The organism is Vibrio sp. BS-M-Sm-2 (genome assembly GCF_041504345.1).
GTDB lineage: Bacteria > Pseudomonadota > Gammaproteobacteria > Enterobacterales > Vibrionaceae > Vibrio > Vibrio satsumensis.
Genome location: NZ_CP167895.1, coordinates 1,609,306 through 1,629,486, shown reverse-complemented (window position 1 = coordinate 1,629,486; position 20,181 = coordinate 1,609,306). Strand labels below are relative to the sequence as shown.

Annotated in this window: 14 protein-coding genes; 2 read left to right on the top strand and 12 right to left on the bottom strand. The window is 43.9% G+C overall.

Going from position 1 to position 20,181, the window contains the following annotated elements; all coding sequences use genetic code 11:
* Window positions 1-93: 93 nt before the first annotated feature.
* Window positions 94-882, bottom strand: coding sequence for an SUMF1/EgtB/PvdO family nonheme iron enzyme (locus AB8613_RS23095; protein ID WP_123283918.1), 789 nt, complete (start codon window positions 880-882; stop codon window positions 94-96).
* 137 nt (window positions 883-1,019) lie between these two features.
* Between AB8613_RS23095 and AB8613_RS23090 the strand changes: the two genes are divergently transcribed.
* Window positions 1,020-2,351, top strand: a complete 1,332-nt coding sequence (locus AB8613_RS23090; protein WP_372385130.1) for an anaerobic sulfatase maturase — start codon at window positions 1,020-1,022, stop codon at window positions 2,349-2,351.
* 93 nt (window positions 2,352-2,444) lie between these two features.
* On the top strand, window positions 2,445-3,503 hold the full coding sequence (locus AB8613_RS23085; RefSeq protein ID WP_372385129.1) for a hypothetical protein: 1,059 nt from the start codon (window positions 2,445-2,447) through the stop codon (window positions 3,501-3,503).
* 162 nt (window positions 3,504-3,665) lie between these two features.
* Here the strand turns inward: AB8613_RS23085 and ggt are convergent, their stop codons facing one another.
* The 11 genes from ggt to AB8613_RS23030 all read right to left on the bottom strand — a co-directional run bounded on the left by ggt (window position 3,666) and on the right by AB8613_RS23030 (window position 20,174).
* Window positions 3,666-5,396 carry a gamma-glutamyltransferase gene (gene ggt, locus AB8613_RS23080; protein ID WP_372385128.1) on the bottom strand — a complete coding sequence of 577 codons (1,731 nt, stop codon included), beginning with the start codon at window positions 5,394-5,396 and terminating at the stop codon, window positions 3,666-3,668.
* A gap of 254 nt (window positions 5,397-5,650) precedes the next feature.
* A complete protein-coding gene (locus AB8613_RS23075; protein ID WP_285954569.1) occupies window positions 5,651-6,718 on the bottom strand; it encodes a sulfate ABC transporter permease in 1,068 nt (355 codons plus the stop codon).
* Window position 6,719: 1 nt separating this feature from the next.
* Window positions 6,720-7,196, bottom strand: a complete 477-nt coding sequence (locus tag AB8613_RS23070; protein ID WP_372385127.1) for a hypothetical protein — start codon at window positions 7,194-7,196, stop codon at window positions 6,720-6,722.
* 9 nt (window positions 7,197-7,205) lie between these two features.
* Window positions 7,206-10,418 (bottom strand): response regulator, encoded by a 3,213-nt coding sequence (locus AB8613_RS23065; RefSeq protein WP_372385126.1) that lies wholly within the window; start codon window positions 10,416-10,418, stop codon window positions 7,206-7,208.
* Between the two features lie 215 nt (window positions 10,419-10,633).
* A complete protein-coding gene (locus AB8613_RS23060; protein ID WP_372385125.1) occupies window positions 10,634-11,008 on the bottom strand; it encodes a hypothetical protein in 375 nt (124 codons plus the stop codon).
* Between the two features lie 108 nt (window positions 11,009-11,116).
* On the bottom strand, window positions 11,117-13,255 hold the full coding sequence (locus AB8613_RS23055) for an ATP-binding cassette domain-containing protein (RefSeq protein ID WP_372385124.1): 2,139 nt from the start codon (window positions 13,253-13,255) through the stop codon (window positions 11,117-11,119).
* Window positions 13,252-14,838: an ABC transporter transmembrane domain-containing protein gene (locus AB8613_RS23050; protein WP_372385123.1), complete on the bottom strand. Its 1,587-nt coding sequence runs from the start codon at window positions 14,836-14,838 to the stop codon at window positions 13,252-13,254. Before AB8613_RS23050 ends, AB8613_RS23055 begins: the two co-directional genes overlap by 4 nt.
* Window positions 14,828-16,252 carry a TolC family protein gene (locus AB8613_RS23045; protein ID WP_372385122.1) on the bottom strand — a complete coding sequence of 475 codons (1,425 nt, stop codon included), beginning with the start codon at window positions 16,250-16,252 and terminating at the stop codon, window positions 14,828-14,830. The genes AB8613_RS23050 and AB8613_RS23045 overlap by 11 nt, the downstream gene beginning before the upstream one ends.
* The gene (locus AB8613_RS23040; protein ID WP_372385121.1) at window positions 16,227-18,458 is read right to left on the bottom strand and encodes a response regulator; all 2,232 of its coding nucleotides are present in this window, start codon (window positions 18,456-18,458) and stop codon (window positions 16,227-16,229) included. The genes AB8613_RS23045 and AB8613_RS23040 overlap by 26 nt, the downstream gene beginning before the upstream one ends.
* Before the next feature lie 3 nt (window positions 18,459-18,461).
* Entirely contained in the window at window positions 18,462-19,811 is a 1,350-nt protein-coding gene (locus AB8613_RS23035) for an HlyD family type I secretion periplasmic adaptor subunit (RefSeq protein ID WP_372385120.1), read from the bottom strand.
* A 3-nt stretch (window positions 19,812-19,814) separates the two neighbouring features.
* On the bottom strand, window positions 19,815-20,174 hold the full coding sequence (locus AB8613_RS23030; RefSeq protein WP_372385119.1) for a hypothetical protein: 360 nt from the start codon (window positions 20,172-20,174) through the stop codon (window positions 19,815-19,817).
* Between the last annotated feature and the right edge of the window lie 7 nt (window positions 20,175-20,181).

The window sequence follows — 20,181 nt, the reverse complement described above, 5'->3', positions numbered from 1 at the left end:
TATCCTTATTCAATGTAATTTCGTTATTCAAAATGTCATGGGTTAACCACTGAACAGAGGTTGTCTGTTGTTCAGCTACCATGGGGTATTTTGTTAGTCTGCATCTTTAACTAGGCGCAGACCCATGTCTGACATAGTGATCGATTGGCTTGCGAAATCACGACGGTAACTTTCAGATTCATCTTCGTCATAAGCAAAGCTGCCACCGCGCACTGATTTGTGTGATAAACCAACGTCACTGTGTTTAGCATTGTTTGGGTTGTCTGTTGGACCGAATCTGTAGAAGGTGTCATCGAAAGCATCAATGACAAACTCACCAACGTTTCCTGTCATGTCATATAAGCCTAGTTCATTTGGCTTCTTTAGCCCGACAGGATGCGCGCTATTTTTTGAATTTGCTGAGTACCACGCAACATCATCTAAGTTGTTGGAACCACTGTAAGTATAGCCTTTGCTTTTGTTGCCACCCTTCGCTGCAAATTCCCATTCAGCTTCAGTCGGCAAGCGGTATTCTTCACCCGTTAATTCATTCAACTGTTCAACGAAATAGTTCGCTTGTTGCCAGCTTAGGTTATTGACCGGAACTTGCGGGTTTTGGAAATAACTGAGAGATGAACCCATCACCGATTCGAACAATTCTTGAGTCACCTCAAACTTCGCAATGTAGAAACTATCTACAGTTACATCACGGGCTGGTCGTTCTGCTTTGGTCGCTTCTGGGCTGTTGGAACCCATGGTGAATGTTCCGCCTTCAACCAACACCATCTCTTGATCAATTTTTTGAGCGATAGGGTGTGTAGGCACGCTTGCACAGCCGCTTAGGAAAATAGTCATGGTGACGCCGCTAACCGCTGCTAAATGTTTGTAATTGATAAATTTCATCACGTGCCTCAAATGTTCGAAATAAGGCGTAATTCTAACGTTTTTGGTCATTCCTATTGGTTATAAAGGGTATAACATGCCACTGACTTAATTCGGAATTATGATGGGAACAAGACACTAAGATAGGTAGGTAAATCATGCACATTACTCAAGGTCCACAATATAACGGTAAAGCGTCTAAGCGCCTGCATGTTATGGCTAAGCCGATTGGCGCAGCATGCAACATTGACTGTAAATATTGTTATTACCTAAGTAAGCAAGATTTATTGGAGTACAAGAAAGGCAGTTCTCCAAGAATGGATGATGAGACGCTAGAGACTTACATCCGACAATACATCGAAGGTCAAAACACGCCAGAAATCATCTTCTCATGGCAGGGCGGTGAACCGACTATGCTAGGTTTGGCGTATTTTGAACGCGTGGTTGAGCTACAGAAAAAGTACCAACCTGAAGGTGTATTGATTTCAAACGACCTGCAAACCAATGGCACTTTGCTGAATGATGATTGGGCTGAGTTTCTTGCGAAGAACAACTTCTTGATCGGTTTGAGTATTGATGGTCCTGAAATGCTGCACAACGCGTATCGTGTCAACAGGGCAGGTCGTGGCACATTCAAACAAGTGATGGCTGCTGTCGAGTTGCTGCACAAGCACCAAGTCAAATTCGCCACGCTTACCTGTGTGAACAACCTGACCAGTCAAAATGCACTCGAAGTGTATCGTTTCCTACGTGACGTGGTGAAGTCTCCACAAATGCAGTTTATTCCTATCGTAGAACAGAAAACCTTTAGAACCGTTGCACCGCAAACGTCTCAAGTGAGTGAGCAACTCAAGCAAGGTGACAAGCGTCTTATCCCGGGCCACAAAGATTCGATCATGGAATCATGGTGTGTTTCGGACTTAGCGTGGGGCAACTTCCTAATTACTGTGTTTGATGAGTGGGCGAAGCACGATATCGGTAACGTGTTTGTTCAGTATTTTGAAGCGAGCTTAGAAACGTGGATTGGTCGCCCAAACCCGCTTTGCACCCTGAATGAGATCTGCGGTAAAGGTTTAGCGATGGAACCAAACGGCGATGTGTTCTCTTGTGACCACTACGTTTACCCTGAATATAAAATTGGCAACATCCATCACGAAAAGCTTGATGACCTAGCATACAGTGCACCACAACAGAAATTTGGTTTCGCTAAATCACGTACGCTGACGAGCCAATGTCAGCAATGTGACTACAAGTTTGCTTGTCATGGCGAGTGTCCGAAAAATCGCTTTATTAAAACTCGTGCGGGTGAGCCGGGCTTGAACTATTTATGCGCAGGCTGGCACAAGTTCTTTTCTCATGTCGATAAATCGATGGCGTATATCGCGCGTGCGATGAGGCACCCTGTTGCTCACGGCAAGTACAGTGATTCTGTGATGATGGCGCGTCGAGCAGAACTGGCAAAACAAACAACATTTGAGACTAAGTTTTAAGTCAAGTTCTAGGTTTAGAGTTATCGATCCTAACGAAATTTAATCAGATATGAGTCTAGGGACAGGCTAAGTTCTCCAGCTTAAGGTAATACTATGATCAAGAAGAGTTTAGCGACAGCGGTTGCTTTATTTATCTCAACGTCCGCATTGCTATCAACGTCAGCGATGGCAGCTAATAGCGTTCAACAAACCGTTGATGCACCAGCACAAAATATCAATCAAGTGCTTGAAATGACGGACACTCAAACCCGCATTCAACAGTTGTCTTACATGGCGCAAGATCAGAATCAGTCTATTGAAAACCGTACTGGTGCGCTGCAAGAATTGGCAGCTTACCCAAGCCAAAATGCGTTGGTGGCTGTTGCTAGAGGCTTGAAAGATAAAGACCCTGAAGTTCGCGAAGCGTCTGTGATTGGCTCTGAACCTTATCAACTCGAACATCGCTGGGCATTGGTATCTCCGTTGCTTAAAGACAGCGATACCATGGTTCGCCACACGGCAACATCAAATCTAATTCGTGACTTTAATGCCTTAGATGAACAACAAAAAGCACAAATCGAACCACCAGTAAAAGAGCTGATCAGTTTTCTAGAAACGCAAGAATCTGAAAAATACCAACTGCTGTTTGCTGATGTACTTCGCTGGCACAACGAGTGGGATAAGGCGGAAACGGTTTATCTAGAATTGATCAATACGCATCCAAAAGAAGCGCAAGTTTGGTTAAGCTACGCTGATAATTTCCGAGCGCAGAAAAAAGACCAACAAGCGGTTGAAGTATTAGATCGCGGTTTAGCGAACGTGCCGGACAATGCGGCTCTGCATTATTCTAAGTCGTTGACTCTGGTTCGCCTGGAAGACAAAGGTGCTGCTGCAAAAGAGATTGAAGTTGCAGCTGAATTAGCGAAAGACAACAGCTATTACTGGTACCTAAATGGGGTATTACAAGAAGAGCTAGATATCGACAAATCGACGAAATCGTTTGAGAAAGCGTATTTGATCTCTGGTTCTCCAGAGCAACTTTACGCTGTATGTGATATTTATGTCCGTTACGGCAATGAAAAAACGGATGAATGTTTGATTGAGCTAAGTAAAGTCGCGCCTGACTATGTGATTGAACAGCTGAAAGAGAAACGAGTAGCGCCAAGTTCGTAGTATTTGTGTTAATCGGTAAACTAAAAGTGAGTTATTGAAAAGCCAGTCGAAACGTTCGACTGGTTTTTTGCATTTGGAACTGGGTTCGGAATGTGTGGCTAGAATAAGACACCAATCAGAGCCGTTATAATGGGTGAGTTAAGCTACTCACCCGTTAAACAACTATTCACCCATTGAACTGGATGCGCGACGCCTGTCTGTTGCGCCATAAAGTTTTCCATCTTTGACTTCAATGGCATTCAAGCCACTGACGACGGGAATGACATGCACCTGATAACCGAGCTGCATGAACTCTGGTACTAGAATTTCAGCGTAGGTTTTCTTCTCGACCAACAAACCTGTTGGATCATAAGGTTTGGTTCGATCAATCTTAGTGCCATACTGAATATTCGGCAGGTCAATCGCTTCCTGCGCAGACAGATCCCAATCGAGAATGCCCACTACAGTTTTCAACACGTAACCCGGAATTTGTGAGCTACCAGGAGAACCTACCACTAAACGCAGGTCGTCTTTTTTATCCATAACCATTAGCGGGGTGATCGCTGAGCGAGGTCGCTTACCTGCTTCAATAGAGTTTTGAGTCGGTTTACCGTTTATTGTGGGTTTGGTGGAGAAATTTGCCATTTGGGCATTAAGAATCACGCCATCGACCATTAGCCCAGACCCCATGCCTGTGCCGACGGTGCTGGTCATTGCAATGGCATTCCCGTCTTTGTCGATGATGGAGATGTGCCCGGTATCTTGGCTCTCAAAACCTTGATACTGAGCGTAATCAGTATCGGTTAGCTTGCCTGCTTTTGGTTTTGTTTTCGCAATGCCAGTCTCTGGAATGAGCTTACGTCGCCCATCGATGTAGGCTTTGTCGAGTAGGGCTGCAACTGGCACTTCGATGTAATCTGGGTCACCGGCATAAGCGATGCGATCGGCTTTGGCTATTCTCATGGCTTCGGTCATCAAGCGCCACGGTTCAACATCGGTTTTAGACATGTCGGCTAAGTTATAGGCTTCTAACATTTCAAGGCTTTGAGCAACCATCACGCCACCAGAGGCAGGGTAACCAAAGGATACGATCTTGTTACCACGATAGTCGCTCTCAATGACGTCACGCTTTTTGATTTGGTACTGTTCAAAGTCTTCAATGGATAATTTTGCGTGGTCTGAATCGATGCGACTGTTGACCGTTTCGACAATGTTCTTACCAAACTCTCCACCATAAAGATATTTGTCACCTTGTTGCGCAATATTGGTCAACGTATTGGCAAGCTTTGGATTGGTCATCAAGGTGCCCGTCGGTTTGATTTCGTCGTTATCCCAATAGAGCGCTTTGATTTCTGGATCTTCAATTAAACGGTTTTGCTCACGAACCACAATGTCATAGGTGTAACTGTTCATTGCATAACCTTTACTGGCAAGCTCAATCGCAGGCTGCACCAACTCAGACCAAGGTAGCTTTCCGTATTCTTGATGAGAGCTATAGAGCAAACGAAGCGTACCCGGTACCGCGACAGATCTTGGCCCTAAAATCTCATTTCGACTGAGTGCCTTACCATCTTCCATAAACATATCTGGAGTCGCACTTGAGGGCGCTTCGTCACGCCCATCGATTGCGAGGAATTGGTCTTTGTCATGTTGATAAAACAAAGCAAACGTCCCGCCACCAATCCCCGTCATATCGGGCTCGACGACTGACATGGTCATTTGCATCGCCACCATGGCGTCGATGGCATTACCGCCTTGTTTCAGTATCGAATAGCCAGTGCTGCTGACATAGGGGTTTGTCGCACTAACCATGAATTTGTCACCTTCAGTATTCGGCATGATTGGGAAAGGGCTGGGCTCAGCAGCAAAACCCACCGCTGAAACCAAGCTTAAAGATAAAGTTGCTATACGCATGCGTTCTCCGTTTAAGGTATCTGTTTATTCACTCTAAGATTGACCGAGTGAGGGCGGTGAGGTTCGTGAGTTTGCAGCCTTTTTACACAATGCTGACCGCTCTGACATTGGAATAAAACCATCTCAATATTCACCATTGAAACGATAGTTATGGTTTATGTTTCGACAGGTTGGAATGAAGAATGACTGCGATAAAAAAGCCCAAGGTAGAGTGATTAGCTTGGGCTTTTTTACGGTGATTGTTTAATTCTAGGTTAGAACACGAAACTCAGCATAATGGTATAGAGCACGGCATCTTTATCATCAAAGCCTGTCAGTGGATTGAAGTCCTCGATAAAGGCTCCATTTGACTTACGAGCTTCAAAGTATTGTACTTCACCATTGATAGAAACGTTCGGCAATACGTCGTAATCGATACCAATCAAATAGCTGTTGCCTGTAAGGTGTTCGTTTGAGTCAAATTCTGCACCGTAAACGACATAAGGCGTAAACGAATTCAATCTGTAGCCCAAACTTGCATACATTGATGAAGAGAAGTCACTGATTTGTCCTTCACTTGATAGTACCGCTTGACTAAATTCATACTCAGCACCCAAAGACCAAAGCTGGATGTGTTGGTTGTCTGCAGTAGGCAGCGCACCAACGTTTTTAATCTTTACAGTCTGATCAAAGTTGGAATCGAGGAATGACAAATTCCAACGATAGTTCTCTCCACTTAACTGAAGGTTGGCACCAAACATGCGGTTGGTTTCAAACTCCAGTTCTGTACTCGAATTAAAATCGACTTCGTTTTTGTCTTTTACGCCGAAGAAAGGGGAGAGTAACAGCGTTGCCTCATCACTCACATCGTGAGTCCAGCTGACTTTAATCCCGTTAAATGCGGTGATACCCAATACGGCGTTATATACTTCTGTCGGTGGCCTCGCTGTCATGTAGGCTTGGCCGACATAATAGTACTCAGAGGTAAGAAACAGTGGCAGTCTCAATCGACCGATGCTGACATCAAAGTCATTGAATTCATAGCCAAGGTAAGCCCACTCAAGCTGAGGGTCACTCCAATCGTATTGGGGGGCTTTCACCACTTGAACAGAGGCTTTGAATGAGTTGTAAAAGTAGTCTAATTGAACGCCAAATGTGGTATCACAGTCGTAGCAGCTCTCATCAGTAAAGCCTCGGTTAATGATGAGTGGATTATCATTGTCTGATTTCGCCCAAGATGTTGACCCAAAGCCACTTAATGACAAATTATCGGTAAGTTCAATAATCGCAAAAGCCGGAGAGGAAATCGAAGCACATAGCACTGACGTAATTATCTTTTTCATATTATTTCTCCGAATTTATAATGTAGAGAACGTTGGCATTTTGAGGAACCGAAGAGAGTGGGGAGTAACCAATACGGTTTGGTTTGTCATCCAGCCAGTCCACTAAGCTATCGGTTGATGCCGTTTTGATTTCTCTTGGGTAACGCGCTTTTCCAGAAAAAGATAAGCCAGCCCAGTGAGCGTTCATTTGAGCTGCATTTTTCCCAAGCAAAAGCTGATAAAACTCTCCTCTTTCGGTGCTGTTCTCAGGCCAATCAGACAGTTCAACACGCTTGCCATTGAGGCGTTTAGTTTTACCTCTATATAGCTTTCTCGCTTTGTTTATCGATATCTCTTCAAACCCTGTGTCTAAAGTAAATATTGCGTAATCTTCAGTGGCATGAGCAGGGTTGAAAATAAGTAAACTTCCGAATAACCCTAGAACTGCTCGTAGCAGAACTCTGCACTGGAGTGATTTCACTGTTTTGATCCAATCCATTAGTTTCTCCTAACAAGTCGCACTTTCTATTTGGTGGAATAGCTTTTCTTTTCTTACGGGTTTCGCGACGTACCCATCCATTCCGGAATCAAAGCACTTTTGAATATCATCATCAATTACACTAGCGGTTAACGCGATGATAGGAGTCTTTGTTAAGCCAAAGTTTTTCTCGTGTTCTCTAATCTCCCTGGTTGCGGTGAAACCATCCATCACAGGCATCATGCAGTCCATTAAAATAATGTCGAAGCTACTGTCGTTCTGATACATATCAACGGCGATCTGTCCGTTGTCCGCAATTTCAAAGGTATATCCTGCTTTCTTAAGCATGACTGACGCCACTTTTTGGTTTACACGATTGTCTTCTACCAACAGAATCTTTTCAGACTTGCTTGGTACTGGCTCTTCTTGATGCTCCTCCGGCAGCGTAGTTTTAGCCGCTTGAATTGTAGGGGCAGCATTATGAATAGGGGTAACGATTGAGTTTGTCGCTGGCGCTGTATTGTGTGTTGCCGGCAGTGGCATTGCTTCTACAGCTGCGAGCACTTTCTCTTTCAACATCTCGAATTTGAATGGTTTTGGCACGTAGTCGTCCATACCCACATCGAAACACTTTTGAATATCGTCATCAATCACACTGGCAGTAAGAGCGATGATAGGGATGCGTCGCGTAGCATTGGTCTCTTTTTCAACTCGGCGAATGTTGCCTGTTGCTTCAAAGCCGTCCATAACGGGCATCATACAATCCATAAGAATGGCGGCGTAATGTGGGTTTGCGGTAAACATGTCCACAGCTTCTTGGCCGTTATTCGCAAACTCAAATTCAAATCCACTTTTTCCAACATGAAGCCCAGCAATCTTCTGGTTGATCTTGTTGTCTTCAACGATGAGGATTTTGTGTTGAATCTCTACTGGTGGCCGGCTTGCCTCTGATAGTTCCGCCAAACCTCGCGTATCACAAAGCTCAATAGCTTTAATTAAACGCAAGCCGAGTAGGGGCTGTGCGACTTGTGCTGTAACGCTGTTACCAAGATCCGCTGGCTCACTTAAGAAGGAACGTATCAAACAGATAGTGATGCCGCTTTGGTACAGCTTAGCTAAGTTATCGGCGTGGGAGTTAGCTAGGAATGCGTCATCTTCAGCGAAAACGACAGTGATAGGTTTAGTGTGTTTTTGAGTGGCGAGTTGTGATGTAATTACAGCAGTGTCGTTCGTTCGCTGAGTCACTTTTAAGCCATAAAGGTTAAGATCCCATTCTATTCGTTTAGTCAGTATGTTTTCGTTACCCAGCACATAAATATCAGACGTTGCTGTACTTGGTTTCGGTAGCATAATATCGACGGGTAATTCTAAGTCGAAGTAGAAACAGCTGCCTTCGCCCTTGACGGAGTCGAGCTGAATCTGGCCACCCATAAGTTCAACCAACTGTGTGCTGATGGCTAGGCCAAGACCAGTACCTCCGAATTGGCGTGTGGTTGAATCATCTTCTTGAGCAAAGGGTTCGAATATTTGTTTCTGTTGTTGTTTGTCGATCCCAATACCGGTGTCTCGTACACCAAATCTAAGGGTGACACTGTTTTCTGACTTGTTGAACGTTTGGATTGATAGGGTGACGCCGCCTTCTGCAGTAAACTTCACTGCATTCGACATAAAGTTCATCAAGATCTGTCTTAAACGGTGATCGTCTATCATCACGCGTGCCGGTGTGTCTGGGCTGATATCAACATTAATTTCTATTTTTTGTTCTTTCGCTTTTGGCGCCACAATCGAGGCTATGTCGTATATCGATTCTCTGACGGATGCGGAATGCGGGCTGATTAATAGCATGCCAGATTCAATCTTAGAGAAGTCTAAAATGTCGTTGATAAGGCTTAGAAGCAGTTGAGATGAGGTCTCAATGGTATCGACGTAATCTCGTTGGGTTGGTGTGAGCGGTGTATCTGACAGGATTTCTGAGATGCCGATAACCCCATTCAATGGGGTACGAATTTCGTGTGACATGTTAGCCAAGAAGCTACTTTTGGCCTTACTGGCTTGTATCGCGTGGTCCTTCGCTTCTTCCGCGTCTTCTTTGGCGCGCTCTGCGTCTTCTTTAGCAAGCGTTAACCTTTCCTTAGCGTGTTCTCTTTCAATGGTTAGCCGTTCAACTTGTTGAGCAAATAGGCTGAGTTCGTCTTTACCCTGAATGAGCTTGTCTAAAGAAGGGCGTGTTTCATCGTTTTCACTCTTCAAGAACTTAAGTATCAAGCCTAGGTTGTTGGTTACTTGTCTCGCTAAGCTTAGGGTTAACCCCATGACAATGGTAGCGAGTAGGGCAACGATGGAGATAAACAGTGTTCGTTGTACTTGCGCGTCTGAGATCGCTTGCTCAACTTCTTGTTGGAACTCTTGCTTGATAACAGTGCCGAGGCTTTGTAATAAGCTGAGTCGAGCACTCATCGCTTCTAACCCAATAGAAACCTCTTGAGGTGTCAGTTGGTTGATGGCGTTTAGGTCGAGTAATGCGTTTCTGATCTCTTGGCTTTGAGCAAACACATCGTTTCTGAAGACTTCAACCATCAGCGACACTTGATGTTCGTTGGCATTCAATGAAACAAAACGTTCTAGAAACAATTGCTGTCTTTCGCTCAAGGTTTTGATTTGTTCAGCAAGTTCGGGGTCGTACTCTTGGCTAGTTTGGAATATTTCAATCAGAGAAGTACCCAGCTTGAATTCCTCGTTTGACCAAAACATCAACCATTCAAGTTGTTGTAGTGCGGTGAGGTGTTGCTGAATTTCACGTTTGGTGTTTTCAAATGGGACTTTTTCTATTTCAAGGAGCAGCTGTTTGTATAAATCGCTCTGCCACTCAAGGGCATCTAATTTGTCGTAACTGTCAGTGGCTTCCATTGTCGATAGAGTAGCTTCGCTGAAGTCGGCAACAAGCTGGTCCATCTCACTTGAAGTACGCAAGAAAATAGTGGGAGATAGGTTTTTTAGTTCTGCTTTAACTTGGCTACTTTGCCTTGCGAACTCTTCTGGACTAGAGGCCAAAGTGCTCCGATAGAGAACGGAAATATCTTGAAGATAAACAGATAACTGATTTGTTCGTTCGAAATCGGTTAACTGAGTCGTCAAGATATATGCTTGTCTGCCAGCAAGGAAAAGCAGTAGTGAAATGGGAAGTAGAACTAAGCCAAAGAGTTTATGTTTGACTGAAAGGTTATTCCAGACCGTAATCGCCATATAAAGGATCCATCCAACTGTTTTATATAAAAACAGTAGAATAAAAAAAGCGATATTGAAACTTTGGAACGGTAAATTTAATGGAAGTGTGGGAGGGGTATAACTTCTTGTGATTCTGTAGCTTACCTATAAAAGGAATCCATTTCTAACAATGTATAGTGATTATCAGTAGGTTTACTTTTTATGCTTATTGATGAATAGCTTAAAAAGCTGAGTTAATGAGGATGATCTTTATCTTGTTTTGCTTCTAATAGAAGTTGCTTCAGTGCGTTTTTTACGGAGGGCTCTAATGTCCAAACGCTGAGCATTCTATTTAACGCAGCGCGATAAACTCGATTTTTTAATAGAAAGGCGAGAGTGCTCGCATCATTGTTCAAAACGTGTGTTTGTATGATTGTAAGCTCTGGTTTATTAGCGATTTCAATTTTCTGCAGGTTGAAAGCGGGCAGGAATGAAAATTCGTACCAAATTTCAATGATCTCTCGGAGCTCGATTTCTTCTTCAGGCACGTCACAGTCCTGAAGCATATGATTTTCAGGAATTGCGGATAAGTAAACTACATCAAGCTTGTCTGCAACGAATGTGTACATTTTCTTCCTTGTTCGTGGTGGTATTAGAGCGAATCATCTCTCTTGGTTATGATTTTGTCAATTGCATCAATTTCCTGAAGTGGATAATTGTGAGTAGGCATTCTTGTTCTAACTCAAACTGTTTAAGTATTTGTCTGTTAAGCCAAAATATTTAAGATTCCCGTCAGGCTCTAGAACCAGACTCATGTTGGAAGTGGCGATCAAGCCAGGATCATTGGTTGAAAAAATGACTGTTTTGCTCAACAACTTATCGCTGAACAAACGGTTAAAATACTGCGCGTTTTCATTTTCAGCCCCATTAAAGGGTTCATCAATGATGATCAGAGATTGCTCACAGTTGCCTAAACCAAGCGCCAAACGCAGCTTTTGCTGAATACCATTGGGAAGGCCTTTGCATTTATCGACACTCAATTGAGTTGCCAAGCCTTCCGGCAGCCATTCGTCTAATTCGAAGAAGCTCACCATCTCCTGCATTTTCTCTGTGGGAATCAATCCATTGTGCAAAATGAAGTTGGTTTCCAAAGAACCTTCGAAAATGTGCAAATTGAAAGGGATGTAATTGATTGATGTGCGATAGCGATAGCTATTGAACTGTTTAATGTTGTAACCATCGACAGACACTGCGCCTTGATAGCGGTCTTCTAACCCTGCAATGATTGAAATTAGTGTGGTTTTTCCGCAACCCGTAGGGCCACAAACGACCACTTTGGCACTGGCAGGGACTTTGAAACCAAGATTGGTTAAGCCGGTCGCCGCTCCCGCATATCGGTGGCTGACGCCGCTGCCCACAATGTTGCCTTGGAACAAGCGAATAGGCGGGCTTTTCTCCAAGGTTAATTTGTCATCATTCATCGACATCAAGTTGTTGATCTGTGCTGATGAAGCCTTGATCGACTGGAACTTAGAAATTGAGTTATAGATGCCCATGATTGGGCCTAACGCTTTCCAAACCAGAATAACGGTCGCGAGCATAGCACCAGCATCGGAAGTGCCTTCCATTACGCCAATGACGGCTGTCACAATACTTGCCGTACCAATCACTTGAATTAAACTGCCGCCAGCAGCCTGAATCTTACTGTTAGTTACGGCAACGTTCTCCGCATCACTGGTGCTTTGCATATGGGAGGCACTAAAACGAGATTGAACCACGCGCAACAAAGGCAAACCTTGAATAGTCTTAATACCGCGAAGGATTTCATTCCATTGGTAAGAGACCATGGCGTTAGCGCGAGAGCTTTTAGATGTGGCTTGTGAGTAGATATAACGAGAGTAAATACAGAACACTAACATCAAGATTAAGCCGCCTATCACCACAAGTGCAGCGGTGCCAGACATCAGAGCAATCGCAATGATGAATACAATCACAAACGGCATATCAAAGTAACTAAGGGTCGATTCTGCGGTCACTAAGCGGCGGAAGGTATCGATATCTTTCAAACGAGCCAACTGAGACGAAACCCCTGCGGTTGAAGTCATTGCGTAGGGTAGCCAAAGCAGTTTCGATATTACGGCTTGAGATATGTGCACCGCGAGATCTTTACCGGAGGTGGCAATGATGTTGACTCGCATCTTTTTGAAGAAGTATTCCGAGAAGCCAACGATCACGGCAAATAGGGTCAACCAATAGAGTGTGGCTTGAGAGCTCGAAGTGAGCGCGAAGTTATACACACTCATAATGAAGAACGGTTGTAACGCTCCCAAGATACTGATCACAAAGCTGAGGATGATCAGGCTTTTGAGTTCATTGTTGTAACGATAGAAAGCGTACTTTATCCAATTGCTTCTGTCTTGAGATTCCGGTGGTGGTTCACGGAACAAACGAGAGTATTCACTAATAGAAATAAGCAAACAGGGCTTTTTACACATTGGATATTCAATGGTGTTGTTATTCGTGTAATCAAACAGGATCAACTTTCCATCTTTGGTGCCTAAGAAGATCGCACTAAGGTTCTCTATCTCAATAAAGCATGGGTGAGGGTATTTATCGATATTCTCGAGTGTCTTTAGCTTGGTTATATCACAGCGATATCCAAGACGCTCTATAGTTGCAGTAAAACTGTCGCTGTCTTTTGGCTGAGGAATAAAAGCGTCACTGAGTATAGAAGGCGTACCCTCCCATTCCAGCGCTATCAAGGTGTAGGCTAAGCCGCGAATCAGCGGCGACTGACCGTAGCGTTCATCATAAGCACTTGATTCAAAGTCCAACACACGCTGCGGAACATTGTTGAAGTCAACTAGGATACTCATTGGTCACCTCCGGTAAGTTTTACGCGTTTGAGGCGGTGGTTAAGTTTATCCATTTTATTACTGGCGATGATTAGGATTTTGTCATTGGCACGATAAGCTGTACTGGTGAGTACCATTCGCGCAAATTCTTCATCAAAGACACAATCGATGTCATCAAATATCAACACGCGTTTACTGGCGAGTAGAGCACGAACCAATAATAAGGCATATCCAACCTGGCGAGAGAATGGATTACGCATATGCCCTTTGAGTTCCGTATAAAAACCAGCAGGAAGTCCGTCAATTTGCGCTTTGATATTCATGGTTTCACACAGTGTAAACGCCGTATTATTCAAACTTGGTCGGAAGCAAGTTAGGTTATCAATAATAGTTCCTTCAACAAACGAGCTTGTTTTGTCGACCATCAACACGCTGTTACGCCAAACGTTGTAGTTCACGTCATCGAGAGGGGTATCGTTAATCATGATGTCGAGTTTGTTATCGCTGTTCTGGCGCGTAATACAGTTAGCGAGGTGGGTCTTACCTGAACCACTTTTTCCTGTCAGCAAATAGGCTTGGCCGAGTTCGAACTCGATACGTTGTTTTTCAGAATACTTAACCGAAATACGTTCAACTTCCGTTGTCTCATGTTGATGATCAACAGAAGCCGCAAGCTCAAGCAGTTCGGCGATACGTTGTATGTGGAGTTTGTTTAACTCCCAGCGACTCGCGGTGCGCATCACTTGTTGGTAAGGCGCAAAATAACGGTTGGTCAGCATGATAATGGCGGCCATGATGCCTTGACTCGATTCCATGTTGATAACGGCTGTTGCCAATACCACAACAACACAAGCAATGGAGAGCTGTTGGATCAGCGCCAATATTAGGCTGAAGTTCGATTCAATCTGCTCATATTTAATGTTCTCAACTTCGCGCTCTTCGACCATTTGTGTCATCAGACTTTCAACTCGGTACTCCATGTTTCGAGCTTTGATATCAAGTGGACTAGAGATTATCTCAATGATTTTGGAGGTGGTTAACCCTTCGATGTCTGACTTATTCTGCAAGCTACCAATCTTTTGTTTGGAAAGGCTCCACGCAAAAATAGCCAAGATGACAGAGGCAATCAGAAGGGTAATGCCAGCCCATATGTTGATGAGTCCTATGATGAGGATAGTGATCACGCTGACGGCAAGGTTGATAAGCGCTCGAACCGACTCTCCACCAAAGAAAGTCTTAAGTTCAGGAATGGTTGAGATTCGTTCTAGGTATTCGCCCGGTTCTAAACTGCGGAATTTAGAGATGTCAGCCAAACAGATGGATTGAAATACCTTGTTGGTTAAGTTGGTCTCAAACTGCCTCATGATGACAGAGGAAATCTTCTCTTCCTGATTTTTCAGATGATAGTCGAGGAAGATGGAAATCAAGATAATTGCGAACAATAAGAAAAGAGTATCTTGTGTTTGGTTGGGTAACACTCGGTCAAAAATGATCAGAATAGAGAAGGGCAGCACCAAGCCAAACAGGGTGGAAATTATCGTAGAGAAAGTCAGATAACACTTATCAGCCATATTGATCTTTTGCGAAAACTGCTCAGTTTGCATTGCGACCTCCTTTTCTCAATGACTCCGTTGAGAGAAGGTGTTTCGGCACCAAGTCTTGATTGTCTCGTCCCTCAATATCGCTCATCAATTGCATGATGCTCTCTATCGATTGAATTGAGAGTATCCCTTTAATTTGCTCAAGCTTGATGGTCTCGATGATGTAGTCGTATCGTGCGCTTTCATAGTCTCTCAAAGCGCTGAACAGTTTACTTTCCGCTGCCAGCAAGTCGGTGATGGTACGCGTGCCTAATTGGTAGGCTCTTTGGATCCCTTTATAAGAGGCGTAGTTGGCGCGAATGATATTTTCGTAACTGCTTATAGACTGCGAGAAATCGTTAATGTTGAGCACTGAGGTATTCACGCTGTTACGTGTGGTATAAAGCGAATCTTGGTAAAGCAGCTCAGTACGTTCGATGGCCGTCGATGATTTTTGATAGCCATAGTAATCAGAACCACCCGACAAGAGTGGCACGGCGAGGTTTAAGCCAACACTGGTTGAGTTACTTTCACCTGTCGCTGTAATGTCGGTTTTATCGTAGTTATTGGCGTCATCGTGTCGATAGCTGGCTGAAAGCGACACGGTCGGTAAGAAATTCGATCCGCTCTCCTTTAAGCTTCTGCGGCTTCTTTCGACGTTTTTCTTCGCTACCAACAAATCGTTGTTGAGCTTCAACGCTTGATCCATGATTGAGCGTTGCTCGGTTTTGTTGATCTCTTTTAAAGGCACGCTTTCGTATATGTCTTGCGACGGAGTGATAGGGTATTGAATTTGAATAGAGAGTCCGTTGAGAATGACACGTCGGTCTTTCTGTAAGGTTCTTAGTCGGTTCGAAACGCCTTCTTTCTGAGCAATCACTTCATACAGCTCACTGGCTGCGGTGTTACCTAGCTCTACATTGCGTCGCATTTGATGTTCACGCGTTTCAGACGATTTAAGCTCTACCTTGGTCGCTTTAATTTGGGCGTTGTTTTTTAAATACTCAAAGTATTGAGAGCCGATTTCTGAGATGGTGCTTTGGATTTTGTTCTCGTGTTTAATCTCTTCAATATTGAAGTCGAGCTTAGCTGTTCCATATTTGAAAATATCGCCCAGATTGAAGATCGACTGGGAAAGAGAAAGGCTGTAGCTGTTTGAGTTATAGCTAGAAGTCTCATCAGGCACACTCGATAGCAAAGTTTCATTTTCATTCCATGTGGTATCGGCAGCACCATTTAAAGAAGGAAGAAACTTAGAGCGACTGATACCAATGTTGTATTCGTTCTCTTCCACGCCCTTATCACTGGCGCGAAGAGACAGGCTGTTTTGCAGGCCGAGCTCTACCGCCTCCAGCAGGGTAGTCGCCGATGCTGAAGGTGTCGTGCTTAATGTAAGCGCAGCTATGATGCTGCTAGTTAAGTTTCTGTACTGCAACATACTTGTTGATCACCTTGATGATTTGGTCGCTTTTATAAGGTTTGCTGATCACGTAATCCATTCCCGCTTCAATACAAGCCTGATGTTCGTTACTGCTGGTCAATGCGGTTGCACCTATGATGGTGCAAGGGTTTTTCTCGTTTTCTTGTTCGAACTGGCGAATGCGTTTTGTTGCTTCGATGCCCCCCATCCCTGGCATGATGCAATCCATGAAGATGATGTCAGAACGTTTATTCATGAAGTGTTTCACTGCGTCAGCGCCATCGCCAACCATGTCTGGTTCATATTCTTGTTTGGTAAGAATCCGTTTAAGTAAAATCTGCTGAACTCGGTCATCCTCTACGATAAGGAAAGAGCTGTTCTCCATTTGCTCTTCCGAAGCTTCTGCTTCCATAATGGTGAGTAAGTTAGGAATAAACTCATAGGGGATAGCAGGTGAGTTGATGATCTTGTCGACGAAGCTATGGCACTCTTGTGCTTGTTGAGTGTTAGTCACTGACAGTAATAGCTTGGTGTTTGGGTAGTTCTTAAGCTGAGATTTGACCGTTTTGCTCAACGACGGCAGCTTGTTAGGTTCAAAGGTATCGGTCAGCATAATCGCATCATAATCACCGAACGTTTTCGCCGCTGAGAAAAGCTCATTTGCAGTACGAATCTCGGTGATGTCTAGTCCTAAGTTACTGAGCATTTTCTTCATCACATCAATACGGATTTGAGTATTGGCACACAGCAGTAAACGCTTGCCATCGAAGCGAGTCTTCTCTGTGTGAAAGTTCTTAGCCTTAAGATCGAGTTCAATCTGAAAACGTTCCTGAGCCCCGGATTGGAACCAGTGACTCTCATAATATCCGTAATCCTTCAGAACACTTTTCGCCAAGTCATCGGTGTTCGCAGTATGGTCTTTGTGATCGCTCCAATGGAGTTTATTGAGCTTGGCAACAGAGACATCCAGCGTTGATAAGAAGTTGAGGTTGATGGTGACACGGGTGTTTTCCATATCAGAAGCAGCGCCAGATTCAATCGTCACAAATAGTTTCTTATTTGATTTGAGTTGAATGGCATTGGAAAGCTGCAGGAACAATATCCAGAACAAGCTGGTGGATTGACCTTCTACACGATTGGGTAAGTTGTCAGAGATAAAGCAGTCAAGTTCACCTTCATTTCGTTGAATTTTGGCGCTGATATGAATCATCAATTCCGACAATACGTTGAGTAGTGAAAATTCTTTCGATTTACTTTCCGTACCCTGTGAAATCAAACGGTTATAGTTTTCTGCTAACTCAGATAAGGTACTACACGCTGAGGTAATATCCTTCGCCATCAATACGCCGTTTTCATCGGTTTCTTGAACCAGATATTGGACACCGCCGTTGATGGTATTGGTGATACCGCGTATCTCGTAGCCAATCAGTGCGTATAGTTGTTTGTAGAGGTCGTTATTGCGCTTTTGGTCTTCCAATTTACTGAAGATCAACTTGAGGTGAGAGTAGATTTGGCGTTGTTTGGGGTTGATGCTCACTTCATTAAGAAGCTCTTCGAGTCTTTGTAAATCGAGTTCCTTTAGCTCTTGATACAGGACATCAAACTCATAGTCGATTTCTCGCTCGTTAGAGCTGGATTTCTTCAGTTTCAACATGGCAACTGAGTTAGAAAAAACGGCAATCACGGCCAATATCACGACCACCATAAACAACCAGACAAAGAACTCATTTTTCTCTGACATTAAGTCGCTCGCATGGTTGTTGAACATGGTGCGATAGTTGTCATCCATCTGTAGGTACTTGTTCGTCAGCGATAGGTATAAGTCGAGTATGTCATTGCGTGTTTTAGCGCTGTCGGAAAAGCGATTGATAGCTAATTCAAGTTGGGTGTATTCGGTCGCACCAACCAAACTGAATTCGGTTTTGTTCAAAGAGGCTAAAGAGCGGAATTCATCAATCTCACCCTTCAAAGTAGACAGGTTAAAGTCACTGGTACTGCAATTGTTGGCTTTTAAGCAGTGCTGCAAGGTTTGAATGTCAAATTCTATGGTCTGATTGAGCTTTTGGGCTTGTATCAGAAGTGGGGCGCTTTGCACTTGCGCAACCGAGTCGACTTTTGACCAAGAAAAGTATAAATAGAAAGCGAGAGCTGCCAGTACGACACTAAACAAAATGCTGAGTCGCAAGGCGGGTACGGAAATGTTGTAAGAAGGTTTTCCGCTCATTGATTACCTCTCATCGAATGCATCTTCGATGGCAGACATCACAGGTTTCGCTGCGTATTCGATCACGCGACGCGAGCCTGTTTTTACATCTGCGGTAAATTCCATATAAGGCGATAACTTGTATTGAGTGCCTCCTCGTTCAAGAAAGTTTCGATCAATCTCAATCTCTGCCAAATAGAATTCAGCATCTTCTTCTTCATAGGATGAACGGCTGATTGAGGCGATGGTTCCCTCAACAAATCCATATTTTGCGAAGTTATAGGTATCCATTTTTACTTTTACCGCTTGGCCAATTTCAACAAACCCCATGTCTTTACGCGGGATTTTCGCTTCACCGTGTAGGGAGTTATTGATTGGTGCAATATCAGCGATACTCTCGCCGGGTGGTATTACCGCAGAGCGGAAGTTGAAGTGTAACTTGTCGACCACACCATCGACTGGCGAGTAGACGATTAAGCGATCAACCTTGTCGGAATGTTGTGGTTGAAGGATCCGTTTCAGTTTGAGATCTTTATTGGCTTGAATGATTTGTGCTTGGTACTCGGAGTTACGGTTCTCAACCAAATCTCGATGTTGTTTCTCGAGCTTGTCGAGTTGGAAACGTTCGTTCATGACCGACTCATCAAGGTTTTCAATCTCACGAACCATATTGGATTCTTGTACTTTCATATTTAGAACGTCGACATATGACGCCATCTCTTCTTTATAAAGCGTATTTTTGATGTCGAGTTGTTTGCGAATTAGCGATAGTTGGTTATCTGAGCTTTTACGACGCTTTAGCATTGATCCAATCAAAGAGTTTTTGTGTTTAATATCGTGAGTGATCAGCTCTTCGTTGGAGCGGTTCTTCGAGAACTCTTGCTGCCACGTATTCATGTTGACTTGAACTTGTTCTGGGTAATTTTCGATGTAAGAAGCAAAGTTTGGTTCGACCATGTCACGCAAGCTTTCATAACGGATTTTATCGAGTTCCAGCTGAATGATCTCGGTATTCACTGTATCGAGTTGGGTGTTACGGTCGAGTGAACGGATTCGAGCAATAGGCTGGCCTTCATACACAACTTCTCCTTTTCTCACTAACAGCTCTTCTAATATGCCGCCTTCTAGGTGTTGAACCTTCTCTACGTCAGATTCCAGTAGCAGCTCTCCACGCACAGAAACGACAATGTCGATACGCGCCTGTGACGCCACGGCGATAGCGACCAAAGCGAGTAGGAATATGATGAGCAAGGTTTTATGAACGCTGGTCATGGCACTCGCAAGTACGATGGTGTCATCTGCTGTCACCTTAGACGCTTCGTTATTAGAAACGAGTGCTTTTCTGAGGTGGTGCTCTATTTGGTTATTACTCATGACCTACCTCGATGACTTGTCATCGACCACTTCCTTAATATCCAGCAAGTGATTGATTTGTCGATTGACGTTTTGTAGTTCAGTTTTTACATCCTCTAAAAGCGCTTCCGGCGCAGGGAATTCGTGTTTACTCAAATGTTCTAACTTGGCCATTTTGGGCGGCAGGTCTTGGTCGCATAACAAAGTTAAGATGGTTTTCAATTTTTTAGAGTAGTTGTTGAGTTCATCAAAACGATTACCTTTATGAAGCTCTTCTATATTTAGGGCTGCATCAGAAAAGTCATTGTAAAAGTCGCCTAATAGCAATTGCAGCCCTTTGTGGTTGTCGTCGACTGAGCGCAACAAATTCGTCATGTCTATCATTGCTCCA